Here is a 23,742-nt window from a genome sequence, read left to right on the forward strand (position 1 = left end):
CCGCAGTGGCTCCCTCCTCCGCCTTGCGATGCACGCACCCCAACGCCGCCCCGCCCGCCCTCCGGGCGGACGACGGGAGTTCGAAGACAGGCCCTAGCCGCCGAGCCAGGCGCCGGTCGGCGCGATGGACGGCGGCGAGCTCGGGCCGGCCACGATCTTGACGATGTCGGCCTCGGGCAGCACCTGGTCCCACACCTGGATGTCGGCGACGGCGCCGTGCCAGGGGTCGGCCCACTGCGAGTTGGAGCTCAGCCGGCCGACCTGGAGGGAGTTGCTGCCGCTCGGCTGCACCCCGGCCGACTTGGCCGAGGACTGCGGAGCGCCGTTGACGTACAGGGTGAGCTGGCCCGACGGGTCGTCGTACACGCCGGTCAGCAGCACCCACTGATTGACCGTCGCGTCGCCCTTGGACCAGGCGATCGCCGAACCGCCGCCCGGCACCTGGACCTTGAAGTACCACTGGTCGTGCCCGTTGTTGCCGGCCCGGCCCAGCGCGAACGAGTAGTACTGGCCGTCGCCCTGGCTGACCGCGCTGCGGTTGCCGTTGGGCACGTCGACCAGCACCCGCGCGGAGACGGTGAAGCTCTTGTTGACCTCGACGACCGACGTGGAGGTCGAGGCGAACGAGTCCTGGCCGCTGGGCAGTTTGAGGACCTGTCCGGAGAACCCGGCCATCGTCCCCTGCTTGGCGTCCGCCCCCAGGTTGAGCGCGGCCGCGCCCTTCTTGGCGGGCAGCGAGCCGACGGTCGGCGGGCTGTCGATGCCCTTGAGCGGCGGCGCGCTCGTCGTGTTCGAGGGGCCGGTGACCGTCGGGGTCGGCGAGCCGGCGCCGTGGGGCACCGGCGTCTTCTCCTTGCCGTGCTGGTAGTACCAGTACCCGCCGCCACCGGCGGCGGCCACCACGACCACCGCGGTCACCACGCCGATCAGCTTGAGCCTGCGGCCGCGCTTGGCGGACTGCTCGTTCTGCTCGGCCAGCGCCTCCCAGTTCGGCGTGCCGGCCGGGGAGACCGCCGGGCCGGGCGGGGGGACGGGCGGCTGGAAGCCGCCCTGCTGCTGCCAGTGCGCCACGGGCTGGCCCGGCTGCGGCTGGCCCGGCTGCGGGCCCGGCGGGAAGGGCTGCCCGACGGCCGGCCCGGGCTGCGGCATCGGTGCCTGCGGCTGCGGCTGAACCGCCTGCGGCTGGACGGGTTGTGGTGCCACCGGGCCGGGCTGCGGCGCCACCGGACCGGGCTGCACCGGCCCCGGCGCCACCGGGGCGGGTCCGCCGCCCTGGTGCGGCACCGGCGGCACCGGCTGCGCGACCGGATGCGGCGTCATCTGCTGGGGCTGCGCGGGTGCGGGCGGCGGCCCGTAGCCGGACGCGGGGCCGAAGGCTCCGCTCGGGAACTGCGGTGGCACACCGGTGGCCGGAGCGGGCCCCCCGGCCGGTGCCTGCTGCGGTGGCGTGGCGGGCTGGCCCGGCTCGCCACTCGGTACCGGTCGATCGCTCATGGCCCGAATGCTAGGGCATCCACCCCGACACGCCCATGGGGGGTGCGCGGACGAAACGTCAGCACGGCCGGGGTTTCCCGGGTGCGACGCCGGCTCACGCGACCCCGTTGTAGGGCAGCTTCCAGCGCTGCGAGACGGTGTCCGCGCACGGGCGCAGGAGCACCGCCGTGCCGTCCGCGAGCGCCCCGCCCGCGGTGCCCAGGCACAGCCCGGTGTCCGGGTGCTTCAGCCGCTGCCCGGGGGCGGTGACCCAGCGCTGGGCCGAGCCGCCGGTGCACTCGGCCAGGGTCACCGAGGAGCGGTCGGCGCCCGGCGCCAGGCAGGCCGCCCCGCCGCGCAGCGAGCCGTCGTTGCCCACCGTCCACCCGGTCAAGACGGCCTGGTCGCCGCAGGATCCGACGGTCACCGGGCTGCCGGCGGTCCCGCCGCCGCCGTGCCGCAGGCAGATCCCCGGGGCGCCCGCCGGGACCTCGCCGGCCGGCAGGCCGACCCGGTTGTGGAAGGCGAAGGAGTTGCTGCGCAGGCCGGTCCCGCCGCTCCAGACCTCGAACCCCGCCTGCACCCGGCAGAGGTAGGAGCTCTTCGGGACGTAGCCGCGCGCCATCGCGTCGGCGGTGAACAGCCGCAGGTCGAGGCCGCGGGTGGTGTGGGTGGGTGCCGTGCGGACGTAGCTGATCACGCTGTGCGGGCCGGTGATCGGCGCCTGGTAGACGTGGTAGCTCGCGTCCCCGAACGGCAGGGCGTCCGCCACCTTGTCGCCGGCGGGCCGCACGTTGTCGGTGGCGTCCAGCCAGATCATCACCTCGGCGCTCTCCCCCGGCAGGCAGTTGTCCGGGCTGGAGCCGTACCAGAGGTCGAAGGAGAGGTTGAAGGAGCCGCTCACCCGGCCGTTGGCGTCCCAGTCGGCGGTGGCGTCGCCGAGCGCGCTGACCGGCACCGGCAGTCCGCTCGCGCCCGGGGCGGTCGAGACGTTGGGGTAGGCGCCCGGGGCGAGCGGGTTCTTCGGGACGAAGTCGTTGATCCGGGACACCGTGAACCCGCTGTCCCCGACCGGGTCCACGCAGACCGTGCCCGCGGTGTTCCACGGGTTCGGTTCGAGGATCTTGGCGCCGCCGTCCATCGCCAGCTTGGGGAACGGCTCCTGCGCGGTCGAGCAGATGCCCGGCCCGGACAGCGCCGTCGCCGGGCCGGCCGGCGGCTCCACCGCCCCGACGTCGCCGCTGCACCCGGCCAGCAGCGCGGCGACCGCACCGAAGGCGGCGACCGCCCGCAGGCCCCGCGCCACGCGCCCGGCCGCGCCGTCCTCGATGCCCATCGCTCTCCCCCGAACCGTCCTCGCCCGTCGAACGGACAACCGTACACAGGCGCTCCGGCCGCACCCCCGTTCACATCACGATCGGAGCTCGATATCGGTTCCGGGCGGCCGGTCGAACAGGGGGAAGCGGACGCAGAGCGATCGGTCCCGTACGATCCTGGCGTCCCCTGGTGCCCGAGCGACAACGGCCACCACCCGGGGACGGTTCAGACTCAGTACGGCTTCGGGGGAGTAGAGCACGTGACTGTCACCGAGAGCGCGCGACTCGCGGGAAGCGGTCAGCCGCCGGTCTCACGACGCCGCAGCCGGCGCGGCCCGGCCGCCCGCAACCGGTGGGGGCTGCTCCCCCAACCCCCGGACAACACCGAGAAGTACCTCTACGCCCGCACCAACCTGTGGGTGCTGACCTGCTTCTCCCTCATCAGCTTCGCCTGCATGGTGGCCAGCGAGATCGGGCTGCTGAGCGCGACGCCGTGGTTCCTCTTCTTCATACCGCCGCTCGCCTTCACCATCGTCTACTACCTGATATCCCGCTGGGTGCACGGCTTCAACGAGACCTTCGACCTCTCCGCCCACCGGGCCCTGGTCAAGTCCTGGCAGCCCGAGCACCATCCGACCGTCGACATCTTCCTCCCGGTCGCCGGCGAGCCGATCGAGGTCCTGCACAACACCTGGACGCACGTCGCCCGGCTCCGCGACCAGTACCCGGGCGACGTCACCCCGTACGTCCTCGACGACAGCAACAGCCCGCAACTCGCGCAGATGGCCGTCGACTTCGGGTTCGTGTACGGCACCCGCGACAAGCTCGGCTGGTTCAAGAAGGCCGGCAACCTCCAGTTCGGCTTCCGCAACTCCGACAGCGACTACATCCTCATCCTGGACGCCGACTTCGCGCCCCGGCCGGACCTGCTGAACGAGATGCTCCCCTACATGGAGGCCGACCCCCGCCTCGGCATCGTCCAGTCCCCGCAGTTCTTCCGCATCCTGGACTCGCAGAACTGGATCGAGCGCGGCGCCGGCGCCGTCCAGGAGCTGTTCTACCGGACCGTCCAGGTCTCCCGGCAGCGCAGCGACGGCGCCATCTGCGTGGGCAGTTGCGCGGTGTACCGGCGCGCGGCGCTGGAGGAGAACGGCGGCACCACGCTGATCGGCCACTCCGAGGACGTGCACACCGGGTTCGACCTGCGCCGCCTCGGCTGGGACCTCCAGTACATACCCGTCGCGCTGGCCACCGGCGTCTGCCCGGACAACGTCGGCGGCTTCTTCAACCAGCAGTACCGCTGGTGCACCGGCTCGATGAGCCTGCTCGGCAGCAAGAAGTTCTGGCAGACCAAGCTGCGGCCGATCACCCGGGCCTGCTACCTGTCCGGCTTCTTCTACTACATCCACACGGCGCTGTTCACCGTCGTCTCACCGCTCATCCCGATCGTCCTGCTGCTCGCCCGCCCCGACCTGATCCGCTGGGAGAACACCGCGCTGGTGCTGCCCGGCCTGCTCTACGCGACGGTCATCTTCCCGCTCTGGCACCGCAACCCCTACCGGCTGGAGGCCTGGGCCGCCCGCATGATGTACGGCTGGGCGCACGTCTTCGCCATCTGGGACATCGTGCGCCGCAACCGGATGGCCTGGCAGCCGACCGGCTCCAGCGGCGCCAAGCGGAACAGGACCCGGCGGTTCTGGATCGGCGTCATCGCCTGGGGCGGCGGAACCGCCCTGCTCTGGGTGCTGCTGAGCATCTGGCGGATGCTCACCATGGGCCCGCTGAACTTCGCCCTCGTCCTCGCCTCCGGCCTCTTCTACGCCACCATCGTGGGCCGGGTCCTCGTCCAGCCCCGCCCGACGGAAGCAGTGTGATCGCCATGACCGCCCACCCGAGACGGGCCGGCCGGCTCCGTCACCGGCTGGCGCTCCCGCTGCTGGCCGCCGCCGGCCTGCTGCTCACCACCGCGTGCGGCCCCGAGGACCCCGGCTTCGCGATGCAGAAGGACCTCGCCCAGGCCGCCCCGGCCGCCACCCCGGCCCCCGGCGCCCCCGGCGCTCCGGGCGCGACCCCCGCCGCGGGGGGCACCGCACCGGCCGCGCCCGCCACGCCCAAGGCCCTGCCGGCCGGCGTCCCGTACGACGTCACGCCACTGCTCAGGCCGAGCCACAAGTACCTCGGCGCCGCCCTGCCCGACGTCCCCGCCACGATGGACGCGCTGCCCGGCTACCGCGACGCGATCGGCAAGCAGCCCAACGTCCTGGAGTTCTACGCCCACTGGAAGGGCGGCTTCGACACCGCGGGCGCCCGCCGGATCCACGACGCCGGGGCGCTGCCCTTCATGGCCTGGGAGCCGCACGACCGCTCGCTCGCCTCGATCGCGGCCGGCGACACCGACGACTACGTGCGCGGCGTCGCCAAGGCCGTGGCCAAGTTCAACCTGCCGATCGCCGTCAGCATCGCCCACGAGATGAACGGCGACTGGTACCCGTGGGGCCGTCAGGCCGCCACCCCCGAGGACTTCGTGGCCGCCTGGCGCCACGTCCACGACCTCTTCGACCAGGCCGGCGCCACCAACGTGATCTGGGTCTGGAGCCCCAACATCACCGACCCCGCGCCCAACACCCGCCTGGAGCCGTACTACCCCGGCGACACCTACGTCGACTGGGCCGGCATGACCGGCTACTTCACCAAGACCGGGCCCAAGACCTTCGACGCGCTCTACGGCCCGACCATGGCCGAGATCCGCGGCTTCTCCCAGAAGCCCTTCTTCATCAGCGAGACCGCCTCCGAGCAGGGCAAGCGCCAGCACGCGGACATCGACCAGCTGTTCTCCGGGCTGGAGGCGCACGACGACATCGTCGGCTTCGTCTGGTTCAACATCGTCAAGCGGGCGGACTGGCGGGTCGAGGCCGTGCCGGACACCCTCGCCGCGTTCAAGCAGCGCGTGTCCGACCCCCGTTACGGCTTCGACATCCGGAACCCCTGATGAGCACTGAGTCCGAGTTCTCCCCCGTCCCGCACGGCCGCTCCGCCCACGACCCGGCCGCCGAGCCGGACCCGGACGGGCCCGGCGCCGTGGCGGTGGACAGCCCCGACGGTCCGCGCCCCGCCGTGGCGGTCGACAACCCCGACGGCGTCGAGCTGGCCCCGTACACCATCCCGCGGGTCCCCGCGATCGGCTGGGACCCGGGCACCAGCCCCCGGCGCCGCTGGATCGCCCGCGGGCTGCTGGGCGCCGTCCTCACCGTCCAGGCCGCCCTCTCGCTGCGCCTGCTGGCCGCCGCGCACCCCGACGAGGCCGCCGCCATGGTCGCCGGCCGCCAGCAGCTGGCCCACCTGCTGCACGGCACCCCGGTCACCACCGACCTGGTCGACCGGGTGCACGGCTCGCCCTGGCTCTACCCGCCGCTGGCCGGCGCCGCCGCCGACGCCAACGGCATCTGGGGCACCCGGCTGCTCAGCCTCGGCTTCGCGCTGCTCACCACGGTCCTGCTGTACTCGCTGACCCGGCGGCTGTTCAACGAGCGGGTCGCCATCTGCGCCATCGCCGGGTACGCCGTCCTCCAGTCCACCGTGGTGGTCGGCTTCTACGCCGCGCCCGAGTCCCTCGCCGTCCTGCTGGTCGCCCTCGCGGCCTGGACCACGGTGTTCACGGCAGGCCGCCATCCGGCCCTGGCCCTGCTCGCCGCCCCGCCCACGGCGCTGGCCTGCGCCACGGCCTACTCCGCGGCCTTCGCCGTCCCCGCCCTGGTGGCCCTCGCCTTCGCCTGCGCCCGGCCGTACCACCGGGTGGGCCCGGCCGCCCTGCGCTCACTGCTGACGGCCCTCGGCACCCTCGTCCTGCTGCTCCCGTACGGCACCCTCGGCAAGGTCGCCGGGTGGTCGCCCTCGCGCGGCAACGCCCCCGGCTCGGCCGGCTCGGTCCTGCTCGGCACGCTCCAGTGGGCCGGCCTGTTCACCGTCCTCGCGGTGGCCGGCACCATCGCCTACGCGCGCCGCGAACAGATGCCCGAGCACGACGCGCCGGAGAAGGAGCCCCTCCCCACCACCCGGGGCCGGCGCGCCCTGCTCGGGGCCGTCCTGACCGCCACCGCCCTGCTGGTCCCCGCCGCCCACCTGTGGACCGGCACCTCCGGCGCGCTGTTCCGCCATCTCGGCTACGGCATGCTGCTGGCCGCCCCGCTCGCCGGGGTCGGCCTGACCCGGCTGGTCGGCGCCCACTTCCGCCACCCCCAGCTCGGCATCCTGGTCTGGGTCGCCCTGCTCGCCCTCGGCCTGGAGCAGTCCGCGCTGCGCTACCAGAACGGGCCCGACTCCGGCCGCCTGCTGGCCGTCCTGCGGGTCCACACGGAGCCCCAGGGCCGCTACCTCACCGAGGTCGACGGACTCGCCGAGTACTACCTCGGCGGCGTCTCCAAGCCCGAGCAGTGGGTCTCCGCGCGCGCCGGCACGGACTACCGCGACGGGGCCGGCGTCGAGCACCACGGCGACGACGGCAGCGTCGCCGCGATCCGGGACGGCTGGTTCACCATGGTCGTCCTCGACAGCACCGCGCCGAGGGCCACCGACCGGGCCCTGGGCGAGGCCCTGGGCGCCGCCGGACACTACCGGCTGGTCGCCCAATTCACCTCGCCGACCGGCGATTCGAGCACGTACAAGGTCTATCTGAAGCACTGACCGGCCGCCCGGCCCACGCACATCCGCGACACGACAGGCACAACATATGGTGCCGCCGCAGTCCGGCGGCACAACATGTATGCTCGCTTCTGCTGTCGATGCAGGGGAACCCGGTGCGAATCCGGGACTGCCCCGCAGCGGTGAGCGGGCGGCTCCAGCAGCCGCACCCCGCGAGTCCGAGTACCTGCCGACGGCGTGCGCCACGGCCCTCCCGCAGAGGCCGCGCCGGCACCAGCAGTACCCCTCCGGGCCTCGCGGGCGGGCCGGGGAGTCACCTCGCGCGACGCTTTTTTGCGTTCGCGCCGTGCTCCCCTGCCCAGATCGGCCCGGTGGCCCCCCGAGCACCGCCGCCGATCGCCGCCAGGAGAGAGCGCCTTGACCACCGCTGCCTCAGCCACCCTGCCCGCCCAGGGCTCCGGTACCGCCTTCACCGACCCGACGGTCTCCGACCCCGGGGGCGCGCTGCTGCGGCTGCTCACCGACCGCAGCACCGACCTCACCGAGGTCGACCCCGGCCATGTCGCCGCCGCCGCGCTGCGCGGCCGCCACGCCGGCTCGGACTTCGCCGAGCTGCGCGGGCTGGCCGTGGACGCCGCCGCGTCGATGATCGCCGAGGACCCCCAGTACTCGAAGCTGGCCGCCCGCCTGCTCGCGCTGGAGATCGTCGACGAGGCGAACAGCCAGGGCTCGGTGTCCTTCTCCGCCTCGATCGCCGTCGGCCACACCGAGGGCCTGATCGGCGACACCACCGCGGACTTCGTCGCCAAGCACGCCGCCGCCCTGGACGCGCTGATCGACACCGCCGGCGACGACCGCTTCGAGTACTTCGGCCTGCGCACCGTGCAGTCCCGCTACCTGCTGCGCCACCCGATCACCCGCAAGGTGATCGAGACCCCGCAGCACTTCCTGCTCCGCGTCGCCTGCGGCCTGGCGGTCGGCGACAGCGAGCAGTCGGTGCGCGAGGTGGCCGAGCTGTACGGCCTGATGAGCCGCCTGGAGTACCTGACCTCCTCGCCGACGCTGTTCAACTCCGGCACCCGGCACCCGCAGATGTCGAGCTGCTACCTGCTCGACTCGCCGCTGGACAACCTGGACTCGATCTACAACCGCTACGCGCAGATCGCCCGCCTGTCCAAGCACGCCGGCGGCATCGGCCTGTCCTACTCGCGCATCCGCTCGCGCGGCAGCCTGATCCGCGGCACCAACGGCAAGTCCAACGGCATCGTGCCGTTCCTGCGCACCCTCGACTCCTCGGTCGCCGCCGTCAACCAGGGCGGCCGCCGCAAGGGCGCGGCCTGCGTCTACCTGGAGACCTGGCACGCCGACATCGAGGAGTTCCTGGAGCTCCGCGACAACACCGGCGAAGAGGCCCGCCGCACCCACAACCTCAACCTGGCGCACTGGATCCCGGACGAGTTCATGCGCCGGGTCAACGCCAACCAGGACTGGTCGCTGTTCTCCCCGGCCGACGTGCCGGAGCTGGTCGACCTGTGGGGCGCCGACTTCGACGAGGCCTACCGCAAGGCCGAGCTGGCCGGCAAGGCCGTCCGCACCATCCCGGCGCAGACCCTGTACGCCCGCATGATGCGCACCCTGGCGCAGACCGGCAACGGCTGGATGACCTTCAAGGACGCCTCCAACCGCGCCGCCAACCAGACCGCCCTGCCGGGCCGCACCGTGCACTCCTCCAACCTGTGCACGGAGATCCTGGAGGTCACGGACGACTCCGAGACCGCCGTCTGCAACCTCGGCTCGGTCAACCTCGGCGCCCACGTGGCCCCCGGTGCCACGGTCGACGACCTGCTCGGCGCCATGGACTGGGAGCGCCTCGACGCCACCGTCCGCACGGCCGTGACGTTCCTCGACCGCGTGGTGGACATCAACTTCTACCCGACCACCGAGGCCGGCACCTCCAACTCCCGCTGGCGGCCGGTCGGCCTCGGCGTGATGGGCCTCCAGGACGTCTTCTTCAAGCTGCGGATCGACTTCGACTCCGCCGAGGCCGCCCGCCTGTCCACGCTGATCGCCGAGCGCATCATGCTCACCGCGTACGAGCGCTCCGCCGACCTGGCCGAGCAGCTCGGCCGCCACGAGGCGTACGGCGAGACCCGCGCCGCCCGCGGCGAGCTGCACATCGACCACTTCCCGACGGCCGCCCCGCAGTGGGCCGACCGCTGGACGGCGCTGCGCGCCCGGATCGCCGAGACCGGCCTGCGCAACTCGCTGCTGCTGGCCATCGCGCCGACCGCGACCATCGCGTCCATCGCCGGCGTGTACGAGTGCATCGAGCCGCAGGTGTCCAACCTGTTCAAGCGCGAGACGCTGTCCGGCGAGTTCCTCCAGGTCAACCCGTACCTGGTGCGCGAGCTCAAGGAGCTCGGCGTCTGGGACCAGCAGACCCGCGACGCCCTGCGCGACGCCAACGGCTCCGTCCAGGACCTGAACTGGCTGCCCGCCGGGGTCCGTTCGCTGTACCGGACGGCCTGGGAGCTGCCGCAGCGCGCGCTGATCGACCTGGCCGCGGCCCGTATGCCGTACCTGGACCAGAGCCAGTCCCTGAACCTGTTCATGGCGGCGCCGACCATCGGCAAGCTCAGCTCGATGTACGCCTACGCGTGGAAGGTGGGTCTGAAGACCACCTACTACCTGCGTTCGCGCCCGGCCACCCGCATCGCCCAGGCCGCGTCCGGCACCGCCCGTGCCGCCGCGCCGGCGCCGGTGCCCGTGAACACCCCCTCCCTCACCCCGGAGCAGGAAGCCGCCATCGCCTGCTCCCTGGAGAACCCCGAGTCCTGCGAGGCCTGCCAGTGACCACCCCCGAAGACCGCAAGATGCTGCTCGACCCCGGCTTCGAGCTGACCCTGCGCCCGATGCGCTACCCGTCGTTCTACGACCGGTACCGGGACGCGATCAAGAACACCTGGACCGTCGAGGAGGTGGACCTGCACTCCGACGTCGCCGACCTGGCGAAGCTCAGCGAGGGCGAGCGCCACCTCATCGGCCGGCTGGTCGCGTTCTTCGCGACGGGCGACTCGATCGTCTCCAACAACGTGGTGCTGAGCCTCTACAAGCACATCAACTCGCCCGAGGCGCGCCTGTACCTCTCGCGGCAGCTGTTCGAAGAGGCCGTGCACGTCCAGTTCTACCTGACGCTGCTGGACACCTACCTGCCCGACCCGGAGGACCGCAACGCGGCCTTCGCCGCGGTGGAGAACATCCCCTCCATCCGCCAGAAGGCGCAGTTCTGCTTCAAGTACATGAACGCGGTCGACCACATCGACTCGCTGCAGACCAAGGAGGACCGCCGCGCGTTCCTCCTGAACCTGATCTGCTTCGCGGCTTGTGTGGAGGGCCTGTTCTTCTACGGCGCCTTCGCCTACGTGTACTGGTTCCGTTCGCGCGGCCTGCTGCACGGCCTGGCCACGGGCACCAACTGGGTGTTCCGCGACGAGTCCATGCACATGGACTTCGCGATGTCGGTGGTCGACACCGTCCGCGAGGAGGAGCCCGACCTCTTCGACGACGAGATGGCCAAGCAGGTCACGGAGATGCTGGAGGAGGCCGTCGAGGCCGAGCTCCAGTTCGCCCAGGACCTGTGCGGCGACGGCCTGCCCGGCATGAACACCGCCTCGATGCGCGAGTACCTGCAGGCCGTGGCGGACCAGCGCCTGGCCCGCCTGGGCCTGCCGATCCGCTACGGGTCGACGAACCCGTTCGGCTTCATGGAGCTCCAGAACGTCCAGGAGCTGACCAACTTCTTCGAGCGCCGCGTCTCGGCGTACCAGGTCGCCGTCGAGGGCTCCGTCGCCTTCGACGACGACTTCTAAGCCACAGATACGACAGAGGTGCCCCGCACGGCTCGGCCGTGCGGGGCACCTCTGTCGTTGCGCGCCGTCACCCGGCGTCGCCGTTCCCGGCCCGCCGGCGGCCGGCGGTGAGGTCGGCGTCGGCGGCGGCGAGGATGCGGCCGAAGGTGTGGGCGATGACCGGCTTGGCCAGGGCCCGGGTGAGGGCCGCGCCGAAGGGCAGGCGGACCTGGAAGGTGGTCGTCCACGCGACCTCGGTCCCGCCGGGGACCTCGGTGAAGGTCATCCGGCCGAGTTCGTGCCGGGACGGCGGCAGGCTGCGCTCGACCGTGTAGTCGAAGCCGTACGGCCGGTTGTACGCGGTGACCCGCTCGCGGAACCAGCCGATCGCCCAGGTGTGCACCCGCACCGCCCCCACGCCGTACGGCGCACCGGCGCCCGGCCGGGCCAGGCGGGCCCGGAGGATGAGCGGGAAGCGGGTGTAGTTGGTGGTGGTGGCGCACCAGTCGAACACGTCCTCGATCGGTGCGGCGATGACGCGTCGGACGGTCAGGGTCTCCATGGTCATGTCCCCTCTCTCGGTCGGCGGCGCGGACTGCGGCCACCGCGCCCGACAGATGGACCGGGGAGCCGTCGGAAACGTGACACCGGGGCCGCCGCCCCGCCCCGGAGCGCCTCCGGCCACACCCCCGAACCTATCGAATCTGCTACGGTCGTACGCATGACGAAAGATACCGGCGCCCAGTCCGCCGTGACCGAGCTCCGGATGCCCCTCGACACCAAGGTGGTCATCTGGGCCTTCTGCGGCGCGGTCGGCGCCGGCCTCGGCTTCGCCGTCCCGTGGCTCCTCCAGTTCGCCGCCCGGCACCCGATCCCCTACGCGGACACCGTGCGCTTCCTGGGCTCGTTCACCTCCCCGGCCATGGTGATCGGCCGACCGGTGGCGCTCGCCGCCGTCGGGCTCGTGGTCGGGATGTTCGTCACCTACCACGCCGCCACGCTGCGCATCTCGGACGAGAGCATCACCGTCGTCGAGGGCGACGACAGCCGGGTGATCACCCGGGACCAGGTCGGCGGCGTCTTCCGCCACGGCGGCAAGGTGCGGATCGAGTCACCGGTCGGCCGGGTCCTCTTCGACGACGACGTCGAGGGCGGGAAGGCGGCCATCGCCTCGGCCTTCCGCCGCCACGGCTACCCCTGGGAAGGCGCCTGAGGCCCCGCGTGCCGGATGTGGCACATTGACCGGACGGCCCCAGCCCCGGGCCCCGTGATCGAGAACCGAGGTCTCCCGTGTCCGCAGACAACGCCGCGCCGTACCGACCCGCGCCGCGCACGGTCGTCGAGGCCTGCTTCGACCCGCAGGGCGCGGCCCCGCTCGACTACGTCTACGACGTCGCCGCGGCGGCCGGCCTGTCGGACCAGCCGGTACGGCTGGCCGTACGGCGGCTGGAGGCGGCGGGCGTCCTGCGGCAGGAGGGGCGGGGCCGCAAGGGCCGGCTCGTCCTGACCGACGCGGGCCGGCTCCGCTCGGACCTGGACGTCCGGCTCGTCGCGCTCGCCTACACCCAGGACGCCGGGCGCGCCCCCTGGGACGGACTGTGGCGCCTCTACACCTTCTCCGTCCCCGAGCGGCACCGGGCGGAACGCGACGCCCTGCGCACCGCGCTGACCCGGCTCGGCGCCGCCCCGCTCGCCCCTGGCGCCTACGTCAGCCCGCACGACCTGCTCGACGAACTCGCCGCCGAGGCCTCGGCGGCGACCGTCGACGCCTACCTGGTCACGGCGGAGGCCACCCGCCTGACCGGCCGGGGCTTCACCGGCCCCGCCGCCACCGCCGAGCACCTCTGGCCCGCGGCCGGGACGGTCGAGGCCTACCGGCCCCTCGCCGACGCACTGGCCGAGGAGCCCCTCGGCCCCGACCGCGGCTCCGTCGAACTCGTCGCCACCGCGCTGCGCCTGGCCGAGGCCTTCACCCACGCCCTGGAGCTCGACCCGCTCCTCCCCCCGGAGCTGCGGCCCGCCCCGTGGCCGCCGTCCGGGGTCCGGCGCGACTTCGACGAGGCCTGGACCGCGATCCGCGGCCGCACCCCCGACCTCTCGCTCTTCCGCGCCTTCGACACGGAGCCGGAGCACCACGAGCCGGAACACCCCGAGCCGGAGCGCCAGGAACCGGGACAACACGAACCGGGACAACACCTGTCCGCCTGATTTTCACCCGGACGGACGCGATTCCGAATTCCCGGATCGCGAATATGTTCGAGGCTTGATATATCGATAATATGCTCGAAGAATACGACAAGGTATTGGTGTCGGGCGGATTGGGTTTCGTCGGAAGGCACCTGACCAGCGCCCTTCTCTTTCTCGGGAAAGAGGTGGCGATCATCGACAACGCCCGCACCGCGACGAGCATCTCGGCGCCGTCCGGGACCACCCTGCACCTGCTGGACATCCGCGAGGTCGACGCCGTCGCCGAGGCCGTGGACGACGCCGACCTGGTCTTCCATGTCGCCGCGAACGCGAACGGCACGCTGTCGGTGACGCAGCCGCGCCTCGACTTCGAGATCAACGCACTCGGCACCCTGATCTTCGCCGAGGCCCTCCTCAAGGCGTCCGTCCGCCGGGTCGTCTACGTCTCGTCCGCGTCCGTCTACGGAACTCCGCGGAAATTCCCCATGGACGAGGACCACCCGACCCGCCCCTTCGTCCCGTACGGCGCGTCGAAGCTCAGCGGCGAGATCACCTGCCTGGCGCTCCACCGCGCCTGCGGTCTGCCGGTGGTGGTCGGCCGCCCGTTCTGCGTCTACGGGCCGGGTGAGAACCCGCACGAGGCGATGGTCGAGGTCGGCCGGTTCCTGCGCTGGCACCTCAACCACCAGCCCATCCAGATCGTGGGCGACATCGACCGGAAGACCCGCGACTTCGTCCACGTCACCGACCTGGTCCAGGGGCTGCTGACGATCGCCGACCGGGCCGAGCTGGGCGAGGTGTTCAACATCGGCTCCGGTACGGAGGTCTCGATGCGCGACCTCGTCAACACGATCGGCGAGGCCACCGGCGTCACCCCCGAGGTCAGCGTGATCCCGGAGATCGAGGACGACACCTACCGGCTGGTCGGCGACATCTCCAAGCTCCAGGGCCTCGGCTACCGGCCGGCGGTCTCGCTCGCCGAGGGGGTGCGCGACCTGGCCGACCACCTCGGCGCGAACCCGGAGCTCCCCGGCAGCCCGACCATCTTCTCCCGCGGCCAGCACGGCGAGTCCTGAGCCGCTCCCCCGCACGAAACCGCCCCACGGAACGCCGAGGGCCGGGACACCAGCGGTGTCCCGGCCCTCGCGTGCGACGGACCGTCAGTCGTTCGCCACGGTCGCGTACTTCGGGGTGCCCTCGGCCATCTGCTTCAGGGCGTCCTTGCGGTCCCGCTTCGACAGCTTGTCGATGTAGAGGGTGCCGTAGAGGTGGTCGGTCTCGTGCTGGAGGCAGCGCGAGAAGAAGCCGGTGCCCTCGACGCGGATCGGCTGACCGTCCTTGTCGACGCCGGTGACCGCGGCGTAGTCCGGGCGGGCCAGCTCGGCGTAGGCGGTCGGGACGGAGAGGCAGCCCTCGTTGCCGTCGTCTAGGACGCGGCGGCGGTCGGCCGGGTACTCCTCCAGCACGGGGTTGATCACGTGGCCGATGTGGCGCACGCCCTCGTCGTCCGGGCAGTCGTAGACGAAGACCTTGAGGTCGACGCCGATCTGGTTGGCGGCGAGGCCGACACCCTCGGCGGCGTACATCGACTGGAACATGTCGTCGATCAGCGCGGACAGCTCGCCGTCGAAGACGGTGACGTCCTTGACCTCGCGGTGCAGCACCGGGTTGCCGACGACGGTGATCGGACGGGCGGTGCCCTTGCTGAGGTCGGGCTCCTCACCGATCACCTTCACGGGCGCCTCGGCCGCCGTCCCCTCCACGTCGTGCTCGTGCTCGTGCTGCTCGGCCTGCTCCGCCATGTCTTCCGCTTCCGTCGGTGTACGCGTTACCTCACCAGGGTACTCAGCACACTTCTTCGAGGTCCCGGTACGCCCGGCTTCCCGGGGCGGACGCGACCCAGCGGTCCAGCAGGGTGCGCACCAGGTGGGCCGGGGCGGCGATCCCGCACTCGCGCTCGACCAGCCAGGACATCCCGGCCGCACCGCCCTGGCTGAGGTGGCTGAGGTGGCCGGGGTGGGCGGCGTCACCGTCGTCGTGCGGGTCGTGGTGGGCGGCGACCCCGTCGTCGGAGGCCATCCGGCTCTCCGAGCAGGCACGGCACAGCAGCCGCACCGAGGAGGTCCAGTCCTCGGCCGCGTAGCCGGCGTCGGCGACCAGCCGCTCCAGCGCGTCCCGGTCCCCGGCGGTGGCGGCCTGCAGCAGCACCACGTACGTCGGCACCGGGGAGGGCGCCCACAGCTCGATCTCGTCGAACACCGGGTAGGCGACGCCGTCGGTGACCCGCTCGCCGTGCGGGGCGCCGTCGTGCAGCACCACCTCGCCCCAGCGGCGGCCGGAGGAGGGCAGCGGGATGGACAGCACCTCGATCCGGGCCGGGTCCAGCCGGCGGCCCCAGACCACCTCGGACTCGCCGTCCGGGGACAGCCGCACCGGGGTGGTGCCGAGGTCCAGGCTGACCGGGCCGTCCGGCTGCGCGCCGGGGCCGCCGGACAGCTTCAGCCCGTACGCCTGCCAGGCGCGGCGGGCCAGCGGCCAGTCCTGGAGGGCGGTGGCGGTGATGCCGAGGTTCCACCAGTCCGGGGCGCCGTGCTCGCGGTCCAGCAGGGCGACGGCGCGCAGGCCGGCCGAGCGGGCCTGCTCCCAGTCCCGGCGGAACTTGTGCAGCAGGGCGAGGTTGAACCAGGAGTCGGAGAGCCACGGCTCCAGGTCGGCGGCCATCACCAGCAGGGCGCCGGCGTCCTCGTAGCGGCCGTCGCCGATCAGCGTGAAGGCCCGGTCGGTCGTCTGCCGCCAGGTGGCGGACGGCCGGTGCCGTGCCCGGTGGAAGATCCTCACGTTCGTCCCTGCCGTCGTCGTCCGCTCAAGTCCCGTGCCACCGTGCCCGTACCGCCTCGGAGGGCGCCCGGGCCCGGTGCCCCGGGTCGGTGTTCCACGCTACGACCGCATCCAACCACGCCCGCCCCCGCCCGCGCTCCCCACCGCCGAGGTTGGGGCCCGCCCCTCCCCAGCCTGCCTGTCCGATGCCGCCCGCTCAACCCCTGACGGCCGGAACCCGCATCCCGGGCCCCGCGGCGGCGGCCGACGGCCCGGGCCGTACGGGCCCGCAGACCCTGCTCCGCCCGGCCGTACGGGCCCCGCGGACCCGAGTTCGAGGACGGGCGCTAGCCGCCCACCCTGGCCAGGGCGTCCACCACGCGGGCGTTGTAGACCCGGCCCCGGCCCAGCCGCAGGGCCTCCAGCGCCTCCAGCCGCCCGACGGCCTCGCCGACGCCCCGGCCGCGGGCCGCCGTGAGCAGGTCGTCGTGGGCGTTGGCGACCCGGATGATCCGGGAGGCGAGCGGCACCGGGCCGTCGCCGGAGGCGGGCCCGGTGCACGGGTCGGCCAGCCGGGCGACCTGCTCGGCGACCTGCCGGGGCACCCCGGTGCGGCTGATCACCTCGCTGCCGAGGCGGGCGATCCGCTGCTGCTCGGCCTCGGGCAGCAGCGCGGTGGCGCCGTCCGGCACCGGTTCGACCAGGGACAGCTGGCCGACGTCGTGCATCAGCGCGGCGTACTCCAGCAGGGCGAGCTCGCGGGTGCCCAGACCCAGCTCGCGGCCCAGCGCGCACGCCGTGTCCGCGACCCGGCGCGCGTGCCCGTGCGGGGTGTACCCGGCCACCTCGGTGGCCCGGGCGAGGCTGGCGATGGTCTGTCCGGTGGTGGCCCGCACGGCGGCGGCGCGCCGGAAGGACACCTGGGCGAGCAGCAGCGGGGTGCAGAACAGCGGCAGCGCCCACAGCCCGACCTCGCCGGCCGCGAGGCTGACCAGCATCCCGGTGGCGACGATCGCCGAGCCGATGCCGAACAGCGAGCGCAGCTCGTCCTCCAGCGCCGCCGGGAACCGCAGCCCGCCGCCGGAGCGGCGCAGCAGCGCCGCCAGGGTCGCGTCGCAGAGCGCGGCCAGCGCGGCGACGGCGGTCAGGAACACCCCGTACGCCGGGCCCTCGGGCGAGAAGCGGTCGACCATGCCGCCGTTGTAGAGCGGCTGGAAGACGGCGCCCGCGAAGCCGACGGCGAGCACCCGGCGGGCGGCGCCGTCACGGCGGGCCGGATCGGCCCAGGGCGGACGGCGGTGCGGGCGCCCGGGGCCGTCCGGCAGGGCCCGGTCCGGCAGGACGAGGCCGGCCAGCCGGCCCAGCAGCAGGCCGGCCCCGGTCACCGCGACCACCTGGAGCGTCCCGTGCGCGGTCGGCACCCCGCGCAGCGGCCCGAGCAGGGCGTACGCCAGCGCACCGGCCGCGCCGATCGGCGCCTGTTCCCGATCCCCCGGAAGGGTGATGCGGACGCATTCGCCGAGCGCGATCAGCACGGTGAACGCCAGCGCGACCCGGGGCTCCGCGACCCCACGCAGCGCGACCGCGCCCAGCGCGAGCGCCAGCAGCGCGGCGGCCGCCGCGTGCACCGCTCGCGCGGTGCGCCCGCAGGGCGCGCGGCCGAGGACCACGCGCCGCAGTGCCCGGGGCCCGGACACCCCGGGCCCGAACAGCTCCCGCCCGGCGGCGGCACCGGCACCACCGGAGGCCGCGCCACCGGAGGCCGCCCGCCCGGCAGCCGCCCGCCCGGGGGCCCTCACGGCTGCCCGGCCGCGGGGACGGTCCCGCCGCCCTGGGGCGGCACCCGGCCCGGGACGGCCTGGCCCGGGGCGGCCCGGACCGGCTCGGGCACCCCGAGCGGGATGTCCGGAACCGCCTCGATGGAGTCCTCGGAGTGCACCACCGGCTGCCAGTCGTACCCGGCCAGCGCGTCGATCAGCGCCCGCACCATCACCGGGTCGAACTGGCTGCCCGAGCAGCGCTCCAGCTCCGCGACCGCCTCGCCGACCGGGCGGCCGCGCCGGTAGGAGCGGGTGGAGGTCATCGAGTCGAAGGCGTCGGCGACCGAGATGATCCGGGCGAACTCGGGGATCTGCTCGCCGGCCAGCCCGCTCGGGTAGCCCCGGCCGTCCAGCCGCTCGTGGTGGTGCAGGATCCCGGCGTGCGCCTCGCCGAGGAAGTCGATCCCGCGTACCAGCTCGTACCCGTACACCGGGTGGATCTCCACCGCCCGGCGCTCGGCCTCGGTCAGGGGACCGTTTCTGCGCAGCAGCTCGGTGGCCACGCCGAGCTTGCCGACGTCGTGCAGGATGCCCGCGAAGCGCAGGGTGCGCAGCCGCTCGGCCTCCATGCCGAGCTGAGTGGCGATCAGCACCGAGGCCCGGCCTACCCGTTCGCTGTGGCCCCGGGTGTAGGAGTCCTTGATCTCCACGGCCTGCACCAGCGACTGCACGGTGGCCTGGTGGGCGTCCCGCTCGCGCTGGCCCTGGGCGAACACCCAGGCCGAGATGGACAGCGGCAGCAGCGCGAGCAGCGCCGCGAACGCGCCGTACGGGCCCTGCCAGAGCACCGCGACCATCAGCCCGCCGGCCGCGTGCACCAGCACCGGCAGCCCGCAGGACGCGTGCGCCCCGCTCAGCAGCACCCCGGGCCGGCGGCCCTCGCTGAGCATCAGCATGACGCCCACCACCACCCCGTTGACCAGGCAGAACACCGCGACGGCGGCGAATCCGGGCAGCAGTGCGGCCGGGAAGCGGGAGCCGAGCAGCAGCTGCGGGCCGTGCAGCAGGTGGAAGGCGACGGAGGAGGCGAAGGCGCACAGCGCGAGCTGGGAGCCGTTGAACAGCTGGCGCGGGCGGCAGCCGCGCCCGCTCGGCCCGCCGAGCAGCGCGGCCGGGGCGGCGACCAGGGCGGCGGCGGCCGGCGGGAGCATCAGCACCCCGGCGAACAGCACCGGGAAGAAGGTGTTCACCCCGGGCCGGGCGGGCGTCCGCTCGGGCAGCGCCGGCTGGCGCAGCAGCCGGCGCACCAGCACCAGGCAGGGCGTGGGCAGGCCCTGGGCCAGGGACTCCCAGCAGCCGTGCAGGAAGGCCAGCAGCGCGACCTTGGGCCAGTCCACCGGTGCGCCGAGCCAGTGCGGCCCCCCGGGGGCGGCCGCGGCGGGCAGCAGCGGCACCAGGCAGCACAGCGCCGCCACCGGCACCACCACCAGGTAGCGCGCCGCCCCTCGCGGCAGGGTCGAGCCTCCACAGTCGGTAGCGATCTCGACCTCCCCGCCGTACGGACCCCGTGTTGCCTCAGCGCGTCGGGCGGACCGACGGTGAGTGTCCGTCAGGAGAATAGGCCGCCCTCCGGACATGGGGACGCATGATGGCGCAATGGCGCAGTTGGCGCACCGCCAGCTCACTCGAACGAGTGACGGCGCATGCGAGCAGAACGGGAGCGGCCCCGGGAGTGTGTACTCCCGGGGCCGCTGTTGCCCTTGCCCTGAACCCGCCCGACACCCGCCCGGACGTGCCCGAACCGTCCGGCCCGCCCTCACCGGCGGGCCGCGGGGCTACCGCCCCCGGCGGTCGACCAAGGAGTCGGCCGCCGTACGGGCGTTCGCCCGACGGGTCGTCACTCCGCGGGGGCGCCGGCCTCGACCGGAGCGCCCGAGCGCCCGGCCGTCTCCGCCTCGCCCGCCCCGCCCGGCCTGGGCGCCGGCCGGGCCGACTCGACGTGCAGCTCGACGGTGGTCTCCACGGCGACCACCACCTGCTCGCCCGAGCGCTGCCCGGCCCGGATCGAGTCGATCCTGGCCAGCACCTTGCTGCGCAGGTCGGTCGGGGTGTCGTCGCACCCGCAGGAACGCTTGATCAACGCCTTGATCGCCTGCTCCAGCCCGTACTGCTTCAGGCAGGGTGAGCACTCCTCGAAGTGCACCCGCAACTTGGCGCAGTCACCCTCGGCCATCTCGTTGTCGAGGAATTCATAGAGGTGGTCGAGGACCTCGCCACACTCGGTTTCGTGCGGATCGCCGCAGCTCATGAGCCCGAGCCCTTCGCTTCCTGCCCTGCCCCGCTGCCGGCCGGGACGAGCCCGCGCTCACGGGCGTAATCCTCCAGCATGCCGCGCAGCTGACGGCGGCCGCGGTGCAGCCGGGACATCACCGTACCGATGGGAGTACCCATGATGTCCGCGATCTCCTTGTACGCAAAGCCTTCTACGTCCGCGAGATAGACGGCGATCCGGAATTCCTCCGGGATGGCCTGGAGCGCGTCCTTCACATCGCTGTCGGGGAGGTGGTCGAGCGCCTGGGTCTCGGCCGAGCGCAGACCGGTCGACATGTGCGACTCGGCCCGGGCCAGCTGCCAGTCCTCGATCTCCTCCGCCGCGGTGCGCTGGGGCTCCCGCTGCTTCTTGCGGTACGAGTTGATGAACGTGTTGGTGAGGATGCGGTACAGCCAGGCCTTGAGGTTCGTCCCCTCACGGAACTGGTGGAAGGACGCGTACGCCTTGGCGAACGCCTCCTGGAGCAGGTCCTCCGCGTCGGCCGGGTTGCGCGTCATGCGCAGCGCCGCCGAGTACATCGGATCCAGGTAGCCCAGGGCGTCGCGCTCGAAGCGCTCCCGCCGGGCCTCCTCGCTCTCCTCCGCCGACACCCGGTAGGTGTCCTCACCGATCGCCTCGGCCAGCTCCTCACCGGTGAGCGCCTCGCCCGCGGGCAGGGCGTCGCCCGGGCCACGGCCCGGATCGGCCTCGTGCTCGGTCCCGACGACCGGACCCACCTCCTCGGCATGACGGGCACGGCCCACGGCGGGCCGCCCAGAAATGGAGGATATCGGGCTGACGGGCTTCTCGCCCGCGTCGATCCAGTCCGACCAGGAGGGGGCGAACGCCGCGGTGGCCTCGCGCTCCTCAGGCCGTTCGGGGCACGCGATCGAACCCATCTGCCCTGCCTCTCACCGGTGACTCCTGCTGACGGAGACGACAACCACACGCGCCCCGCCCGCATTCCCGTCCCCGGGCGCCATTCACTCGCACGAGTGAGCGAATGGAAACTCCCTGCTCACGGCCCCGAAGCCGGAGCCGGAGCCGGACCGCCCCACGGCCTCACACCAGCCGCAGCACCCAGTCCCCCACCGCCGAGCAGATCAGGTCCAGCACCTCGTCCTGCCCCACCGGCGCCCGCTTGGGCACCTCGAAGCCGTGGCTGCCGTACGGCACCGCCACCAGCTCGTGCCCCTGCGGCAGCTCCGGGAACTCCACCGGCCCGCCGAACGGGTCCGCCGCGCTCTGCACCACCAGCGTCGGCAGCCCGGACCCCAGCAGCTCCTCCGCCCGGCTCTTCTCCGGCCGGCCCGGCGGGTGCAGCGGGAACGCCAGCGCCACCACCCCGACCGCCCCGGTCGCCGCGCCCGTCCGGCAGGCCACCCGCGCCCCCGCGCTGCGCCCGCCGACCACCAGCGGCAGCCCCTGCCCGGCCAGCCGCTCGGCCACCGGCCGCCAGCCCACGTCCAGCGTCTTCGGCGCCGGGCCCAGCCTCCGGCCCGCCACCCGCCAGGGCTGCTCGACCAGCGCCACGGTGATCCCCCGGGCCGGCAGCTTCGCGGCCAGCGCCACCAGGTCCCTGGCCTCGATCCCGCCGCCCGCGCCGTGGCCGAGGGCCAGGACGGCCACCGGCTTCGCGGCCCGGTGGTAGGTGATCCGGGCCTCCCCGGCCCCGGTGGGGACCGCTTCGGTGCGGACCGGTTCGGTGGTGCTCATCTCGACGTCTCCCGGAACGTTCGCAAAAGGTCGGAACAGGCGGTTCAGAACAGGGTGGTCTCGTACTCGGGCTCGGCCCACGGCTCCTTGAGCTCCGGGCCGTTGTTGCGGATGCTGCCGACCGCCGGCGACACCGGGGTGGCCACCAGCGCGCCCGGCGGCGGGGGTATCAGCAGCCGGCGCAGCCCGTCCGGGTCGGTCAGCCGCGGGTCCAGCCACTCGTCCCAGTCCCCCCGGTCCAGGAACAGCGGCATCCGCTCGTGGATCGGCGCCAGCAGCTCCTCGGCGTCCGTGGTGACGATCGTGAACGTCACCAGCCAGGCCTCCGGGTGCCCCGGCGGCACCGCCCGGTTGCGCCAGAACTCGTACAGCCCGGCCAGCGCCAGCGGGGCACCGTCCGCCCGGGACACGAAGTACGGCTTCTTGCGGGCCTTGCCGCGCTCCCCCGGGACCGTCTGCCACTCGTAGTAGCCGTCCACCGGCAGGATGCACCGGCGGGCGGCGAAGGCCTGCCGGTACGAGGGCTTCTCGTGCACCGTGTCCGACCGGGCGTTGATCATCTTCACCGCCGTCTCGGCGGAGTTCGACCACTGCGGCACCAGCCCCCAGCGCAGCACCCGCAGCTGGCGCACCGGCCGCGGCCGCTCCCGGCCCAGCCGCTCCAGCACCACGAACGCGCTGTTGGTCGGCGCGACGTTCCAGTTCGGGTCCAGGGTCTCCTCGGGGTCCCAGTGCTCGACGCCGAACAGCTCGACGACGTCCCCGGGCTTGCTGCTCGCTGCGAACCGACCGCACATGCGGGCCAGCTTGCCATGCCGCCGCTCCTCAGGACCTGTTCATCCACGGACCAGAACCACCCCCTGCCTCCCGCCCGTCCCCGCATGGGAGGCTGCCCCGAACGGCCCACACGGCGGCCCGGTACGACGGACGGAGGCGGAGAGACCCCGATGAACGCGAACGACCAGACCCTCGGCGACCTGTGGAACCAGGTGACCGGCACCCAGGCCGCCCCGCCCGGCTGGCTGGTCCTGGCCACCGGCGCCGCCGCCCTGCTCACCGTCCTGGCCCGCCCGCTCTGGCACGTCGCCCGCAACGCCGTGACCATCGCCCACGAGGGCGGCCACGGCCTGATCGCCCTGGTCACCGGCCGCAAACTGGCCGGCATCCGGCTGCACTCGGACACCTCCGGACTCACCCTCTCCTACGGCCGCCCCACCGGCCCCGGCATGGTCCTCACCGCCGCCGCCGGCTACACCGCCCCCGCCCTGCTCGGCCTCGGCTGCGCCGCCCTGCTCGCCGCCGACCGGATCACCCTGCTGCTCTGGCTGGCGATCGTGCTGCTGCTCGCCCTGCTCCTGCGCATCCGCAACGCCTTCGGCTTCCTCACCGTGCTGGTCGCCGGCGGCGCCTTCTTCCTGGTCTCCTGGTTCGGCAGCGCCGAGGTCCAGGCCGGCTTCGCCTACCTCGGCTGCTGGTTCCTGCTCCTCGGCGCCGTCCGCCCCGTCCTGGAGCTCCAGCACCAGCGGCGGATCGGCTGGGCCCGCGACTCCGACGCCGACCAGCTCGCCCGGCTCACCCACGTCCCCGCCCTCGCCTGGGTCACCGTCTTCCTGCTCGTCGCCCTCGCCTGCCTCGCCCTCGGCGCCGCCTGGCTGCTCCAGCCCCTGCAGTGAGCC

The 23,742-nt window shown here is 73.4% G+C and carries 20 protein-coding genes and 1 riboswitch; of the genes, 9 read left to right on the forward strand and 11 right to left on the reverse strand.

The window, feature by feature from the left end; all coding sequences use genetic code 11:
* Positions 1-93: 93 nt before the first annotated feature.
* A complete protein-coding gene (locus tag ACWDD9_RS18740) occupies positions 94-1,494 on the reverse strand; it encodes a LamG-like jellyroll fold domain-containing protein (protein WP_449812101.1) in 1,401 nt (466 codons plus the stop codon).
* Positions 1,495-1,588: 94 nt separating this feature from the next.
* Positions 1,589-2,809 carry a GH12 family glycosyl hydrolase domain-containing protein gene (locus tag ACWDD9_RS18745; RefSeq protein WP_449812102.1) on the reverse strand — a complete coding sequence of 407 codons (1,221 nt, stop codon included), beginning with the start codon at positions 2,807-2,809 and terminating at the stop codon, positions 1,589-1,591.
* A gap of 435 nt (positions 2,810-3,244) precedes the next feature.
* Here ACWDD9_RS18745 and ACWDD9_RS18750 point away from each other — a divergent pair, with 435 nt between their 5' ends.
* The 5 genes from ACWDD9_RS18750 to ACWDD9_RS18770 all read left to right on the forward strand — a co-directional run bounded on the left by ACWDD9_RS18750 (position 3,245) and on the right by ACWDD9_RS18770 (position 11,296).
* Positions 3,245-4,663: a glycosyltransferase family 2 protein gene (locus tag ACWDD9_RS18750; RefSeq protein ID WP_107086463.1), complete on the forward strand. Its 1,419-nt coding sequence runs from the start codon at positions 3,245-3,247 to the stop codon at positions 4,661-4,663.
* Positions 4,664-4,668: 5 nt separating this feature from the next.
* A complete protein-coding gene (locus ACWDD9_RS18755) occupies positions 4,669-5,778 on the forward strand; it encodes a glycoside hydrolase family 26 protein (protein WP_449812103.1) in 1,110 nt (369 codons plus the stop codon).
* The gene (locus tag ACWDD9_RS18760) at positions 5,778-7,469 is read left to right on the forward strand and encodes a glycosyltransferase family 39 protein (RefSeq protein WP_449812104.1); all 1,692 of its coding nucleotides are present in this window, start codon (positions 5,778-5,780) and stop codon (positions 7,467-7,469) included. Before ACWDD9_RS18755 ends, ACWDD9_RS18760 begins: the two co-directional genes overlap by 1 nt.
* A gap of 49 nt (positions 7,470-7,518) precedes the next feature.
* A riboswitch (cobalamin riboswitch) is annotated at positions 7,519-7,675 on the forward strand.
* A gap of 193 nt (positions 7,676-7,868) precedes the next feature.
* On the forward strand, positions 7,869-10,280 hold the full coding sequence (locus ACWDD9_RS18765; RefSeq protein WP_049652373.1) for a ribonucleoside-diphosphate reductase subunit alpha: 2,412 nt from the start codon (positions 7,869-7,871) through the stop codon (positions 10,278-10,280).
* A gap of 20 nt (positions 10,281-10,300) precedes the next feature.
* A complete protein-coding gene (locus ACWDD9_RS18770; RefSeq protein WP_074001568.1) occupies positions 10,301-11,296 on the forward strand; it encodes a ribonucleotide-diphosphate reductase subunit beta in 996 nt (331 codons plus the stop codon).
* 67 nt (positions 11,297-11,363) lie between these two features.
* On the opposite strand, the gene ACWDD9_RS18775 is transcribed toward ACWDD9_RS18770, so the two are convergent.
* Positions 11,364-11,837, reverse strand: coding sequence for an SRPBCC family protein (locus ACWDD9_RS18775; RefSeq protein WP_449812162.1), 474 nt, complete (start codon positions 11,835-11,837; stop codon positions 11,364-11,366).
* Between the two features lie 159 nt (positions 11,838-11,996).
* On the opposite strand from ACWDD9_RS18775, the gene ACWDD9_RS18780 reads away from it, so the two are divergent.
* The 3 genes from ACWDD9_RS18780 to ACWDD9_RS18790 all read left to right on the forward strand — a co-directional run bounded on the left by ACWDD9_RS18780 (position 11,997) and on the right by ACWDD9_RS18790 (position 14,538).
* On the forward strand, positions 11,997-12,488 hold the full coding sequence (locus tag ACWDD9_RS18780) for a YqeB family protein (RefSeq protein WP_143204491.1): 492 nt from the start codon (positions 11,997-11,999) through the stop codon (positions 12,486-12,488).
* Positions 12,489-12,565: 77 nt separating this feature from the next.
* Positions 12,566-13,483, forward strand: coding sequence for a PaaX family transcriptional regulator C-terminal domain-containing protein (locus ACWDD9_RS18785; RefSeq protein WP_449812105.1), 918 nt, complete (start codon positions 12,566-12,568; stop codon positions 13,481-13,483).
* Positions 13,484-13,554: 71 nt separating this feature from the next.
* On the forward strand, positions 13,555-14,538 hold the full coding sequence (locus tag ACWDD9_RS18790) for an NAD-dependent epimerase/dehydratase family protein (protein ID WP_049652368.1): 984 nt from the start codon (positions 13,555-13,557) through the stop codon (positions 14,536-14,538).
* A gap of 84 nt (positions 14,539-14,622) precedes the next feature.
* On the opposite strand, the gene def is transcribed toward ACWDD9_RS18790, so the two are convergent.
* From def to ACWDD9_RS18830, 8 genes are all read right to left on the reverse strand, one after another.
* Positions 14,623-15,198: a peptide deformylase gene (gene def, locus ACWDD9_RS18795; protein ID WP_369808303.1), complete on the reverse strand. Its 576-nt coding sequence runs from the start codon at positions 15,196-15,198 to the stop codon at positions 14,623-14,625.
* A 109-nt stretch (positions 15,199-15,307) separates the two neighbouring features.
* Positions 15,308-16,300, reverse strand: coding sequence for a tetratricopeptide repeat protein (locus ACWDD9_RS18800; RefSeq protein WP_049652370.1), 993 nt, complete (start codon positions 16,298-16,300; stop codon positions 15,308-15,310).
* Between the two features lie 326 nt (positions 16,301-16,626).
* Positions 16,627-17,949: an HD-GYP domain-containing protein gene (locus ACWDD9_RS18805; RefSeq protein ID WP_449812106.1), complete on the reverse strand. Its 1,323-nt coding sequence runs from the start codon at positions 17,947-17,949 to the stop codon at positions 16,627-16,629.
* Between the two features lie 125 nt (positions 17,950-18,074).
* Positions 18,075-19,514, reverse strand: a complete 1,440-nt coding sequence (locus ACWDD9_RS18810) for an HD-GYP domain-containing protein (RefSeq protein WP_449812107.1) — start codon at positions 19,512-19,514, stop codon at positions 18,075-18,077.
* 422 nt (positions 19,515-19,936) lie between these two features.
* Entirely contained in the window at positions 19,937-20,347 is a 411-nt protein-coding gene (gene rsrA / locus ACWDD9_RS18815) for a mycothiol system anti-sigma-R factor (protein ID WP_079271878.1), read from the reverse strand.
* Positions 20,344-21,249 carry a sigma-70 family RNA polymerase sigma factor gene (locus tag ACWDD9_RS18820; protein WP_074001401.1) on the reverse strand — a complete coding sequence of 302 codons (906 nt, stop codon included), beginning with the start codon at positions 21,247-21,249 and terminating at the stop codon, positions 20,344-20,346. Before ACWDD9_RS18820 ends, rsrA begins: the two co-directional genes overlap by 4 nt.
* 163 nt (positions 21,250-21,412) lie before the next feature.
* Complete coding sequence (locus ACWDD9_RS18825) at positions 21,413-22,066, reverse strand: alpha/beta hydrolase family protein (RefSeq protein ID WP_074001400.1); 654 nt, start codon at positions 22,064-22,066, stop codon at positions 21,413-21,415.
* 44 nt (positions 22,067-22,110) lie between these two features.
* Entirely contained in the window at positions 22,111-22,863 is a 753-nt protein-coding gene (locus ACWDD9_RS18830) for an SOS response-associated peptidase (protein ID WP_380778638.1), read from the reverse strand.
* Between the two features lie 150 nt (positions 22,864-23,013).
* On the opposite strand from ACWDD9_RS18830, the gene ACWDD9_RS18835 reads away from it, so the two are divergent.
* Positions 23,014-23,739, forward strand: coding sequence for a M50 family metallopeptidase (locus tag ACWDD9_RS18835; protein WP_074001398.1), 726 nt, complete (start codon positions 23,014-23,016; stop codon positions 23,737-23,739).
* The last annotated feature ends 3 nt before the right edge of the window (positions 23,740-23,742 follow it).

This window comes from Kitasatospora sp. NPDC001119 (assembly GCF_053598475.1).

Bases quoted from the DNA above. Each gene is read 5' to 3' on its own strand.
- ACWDD9_RS18740 (WP_449812101.1), bottom strand. From the start codon at position 1,494: ATGAGCGATCGACCGGTACCGAGTGGCGAGCCGGGCCAGCCCGCCACG.
- ACWDD9_RS18745 (WP_449812102.1), bottom strand. From the start codon at position 2,809: ATGGGCATCGAGGACGGCGCGGCCGGGCGCGTGGCGCGGGGCCTGCGG.
- ACWDD9_RS18750 (WP_107086463.1), top strand. From the start codon at position 3,245: ATGGTGGCCAGCGAGATCGGGCTGCTGAGCGCGACGCCGTGGTTCCTC.
- ACWDD9_RS18830 (WP_380778638.1), bottom strand. From the start codon at position 22,863: ATGTGCGGTCGGTTCGCAGCGAGCAGCAAGCCCGGGGACGTCGTCGAG.
- ACWDD9_RS18835 (WP_074001398.1), top strand. From the start codon at position 23,014: ATGAACGCGAACGACCAGACCCTCGGCGACCTGTGGAACCAGGTGACC.
- ACWDD9_RS18790 (WP_049652368.1), top strand. From the start codon at position 13,555: ATGCTCGAAGAATACGACAAGGTATTGGTGTCGGGCGGATTGGGTTTC.
- ACWDD9_RS18760 (WP_449812104.1), top strand. From the start codon at position 5,778: ATGAGCACTGAGTCCGAGTTCTCCCCCGTCCCGCACGGCCGCTCCGCC.
- rsrA (WP_079271878.1), bottom strand. From the start codon at position 20,347: ATGAGCTGCGGCGATCCGCACGAAACCGAGTGTGGCGAGGTCCTCGAC.
- ACWDD9_RS18825 (WP_074001400.1), bottom strand. From the start codon at position 22,066: ATGAGCACCACCGAACCGGTCCGCACCGAAGCGGTCCCCACCGGGGCC.
- ACWDD9_RS18770 (WP_074001568.1), top strand. From the start codon at position 10,301: ATGCTGCTCGACCCCGGCTTCGAGCTGACCCTGCGCCCGATGCGCTAC.
- ACWDD9_RS18775 (WP_449812162.1), bottom strand. From the start codon at position 11,837: ATGGAGACCCTGACCGTCCGACGCGTCATCGCCGCACCGATCGAGGAC.
- ACWDD9_RS18755 (WP_449812103.1), top strand. From the start codon at position 4,669: ATGACCGCCCACCCGAGACGGGCCGGCCGGCTCCGTCACCGGCTGGCG.
- ACWDD9_RS18780 (WP_143204491.1), top strand. From the start codon at position 11,997: ATGACGAAAGATACCGGCGCCCAGTCCGCCGTGACCGAGCTCCGGATG.
- ACWDD9_RS18820 (WP_074001401.1), bottom strand. From the start codon at position 21,249: ATGGGTTCGATCGCGTGCCCCGAACGGCCTGAGGAGCGCGAGGCCACC.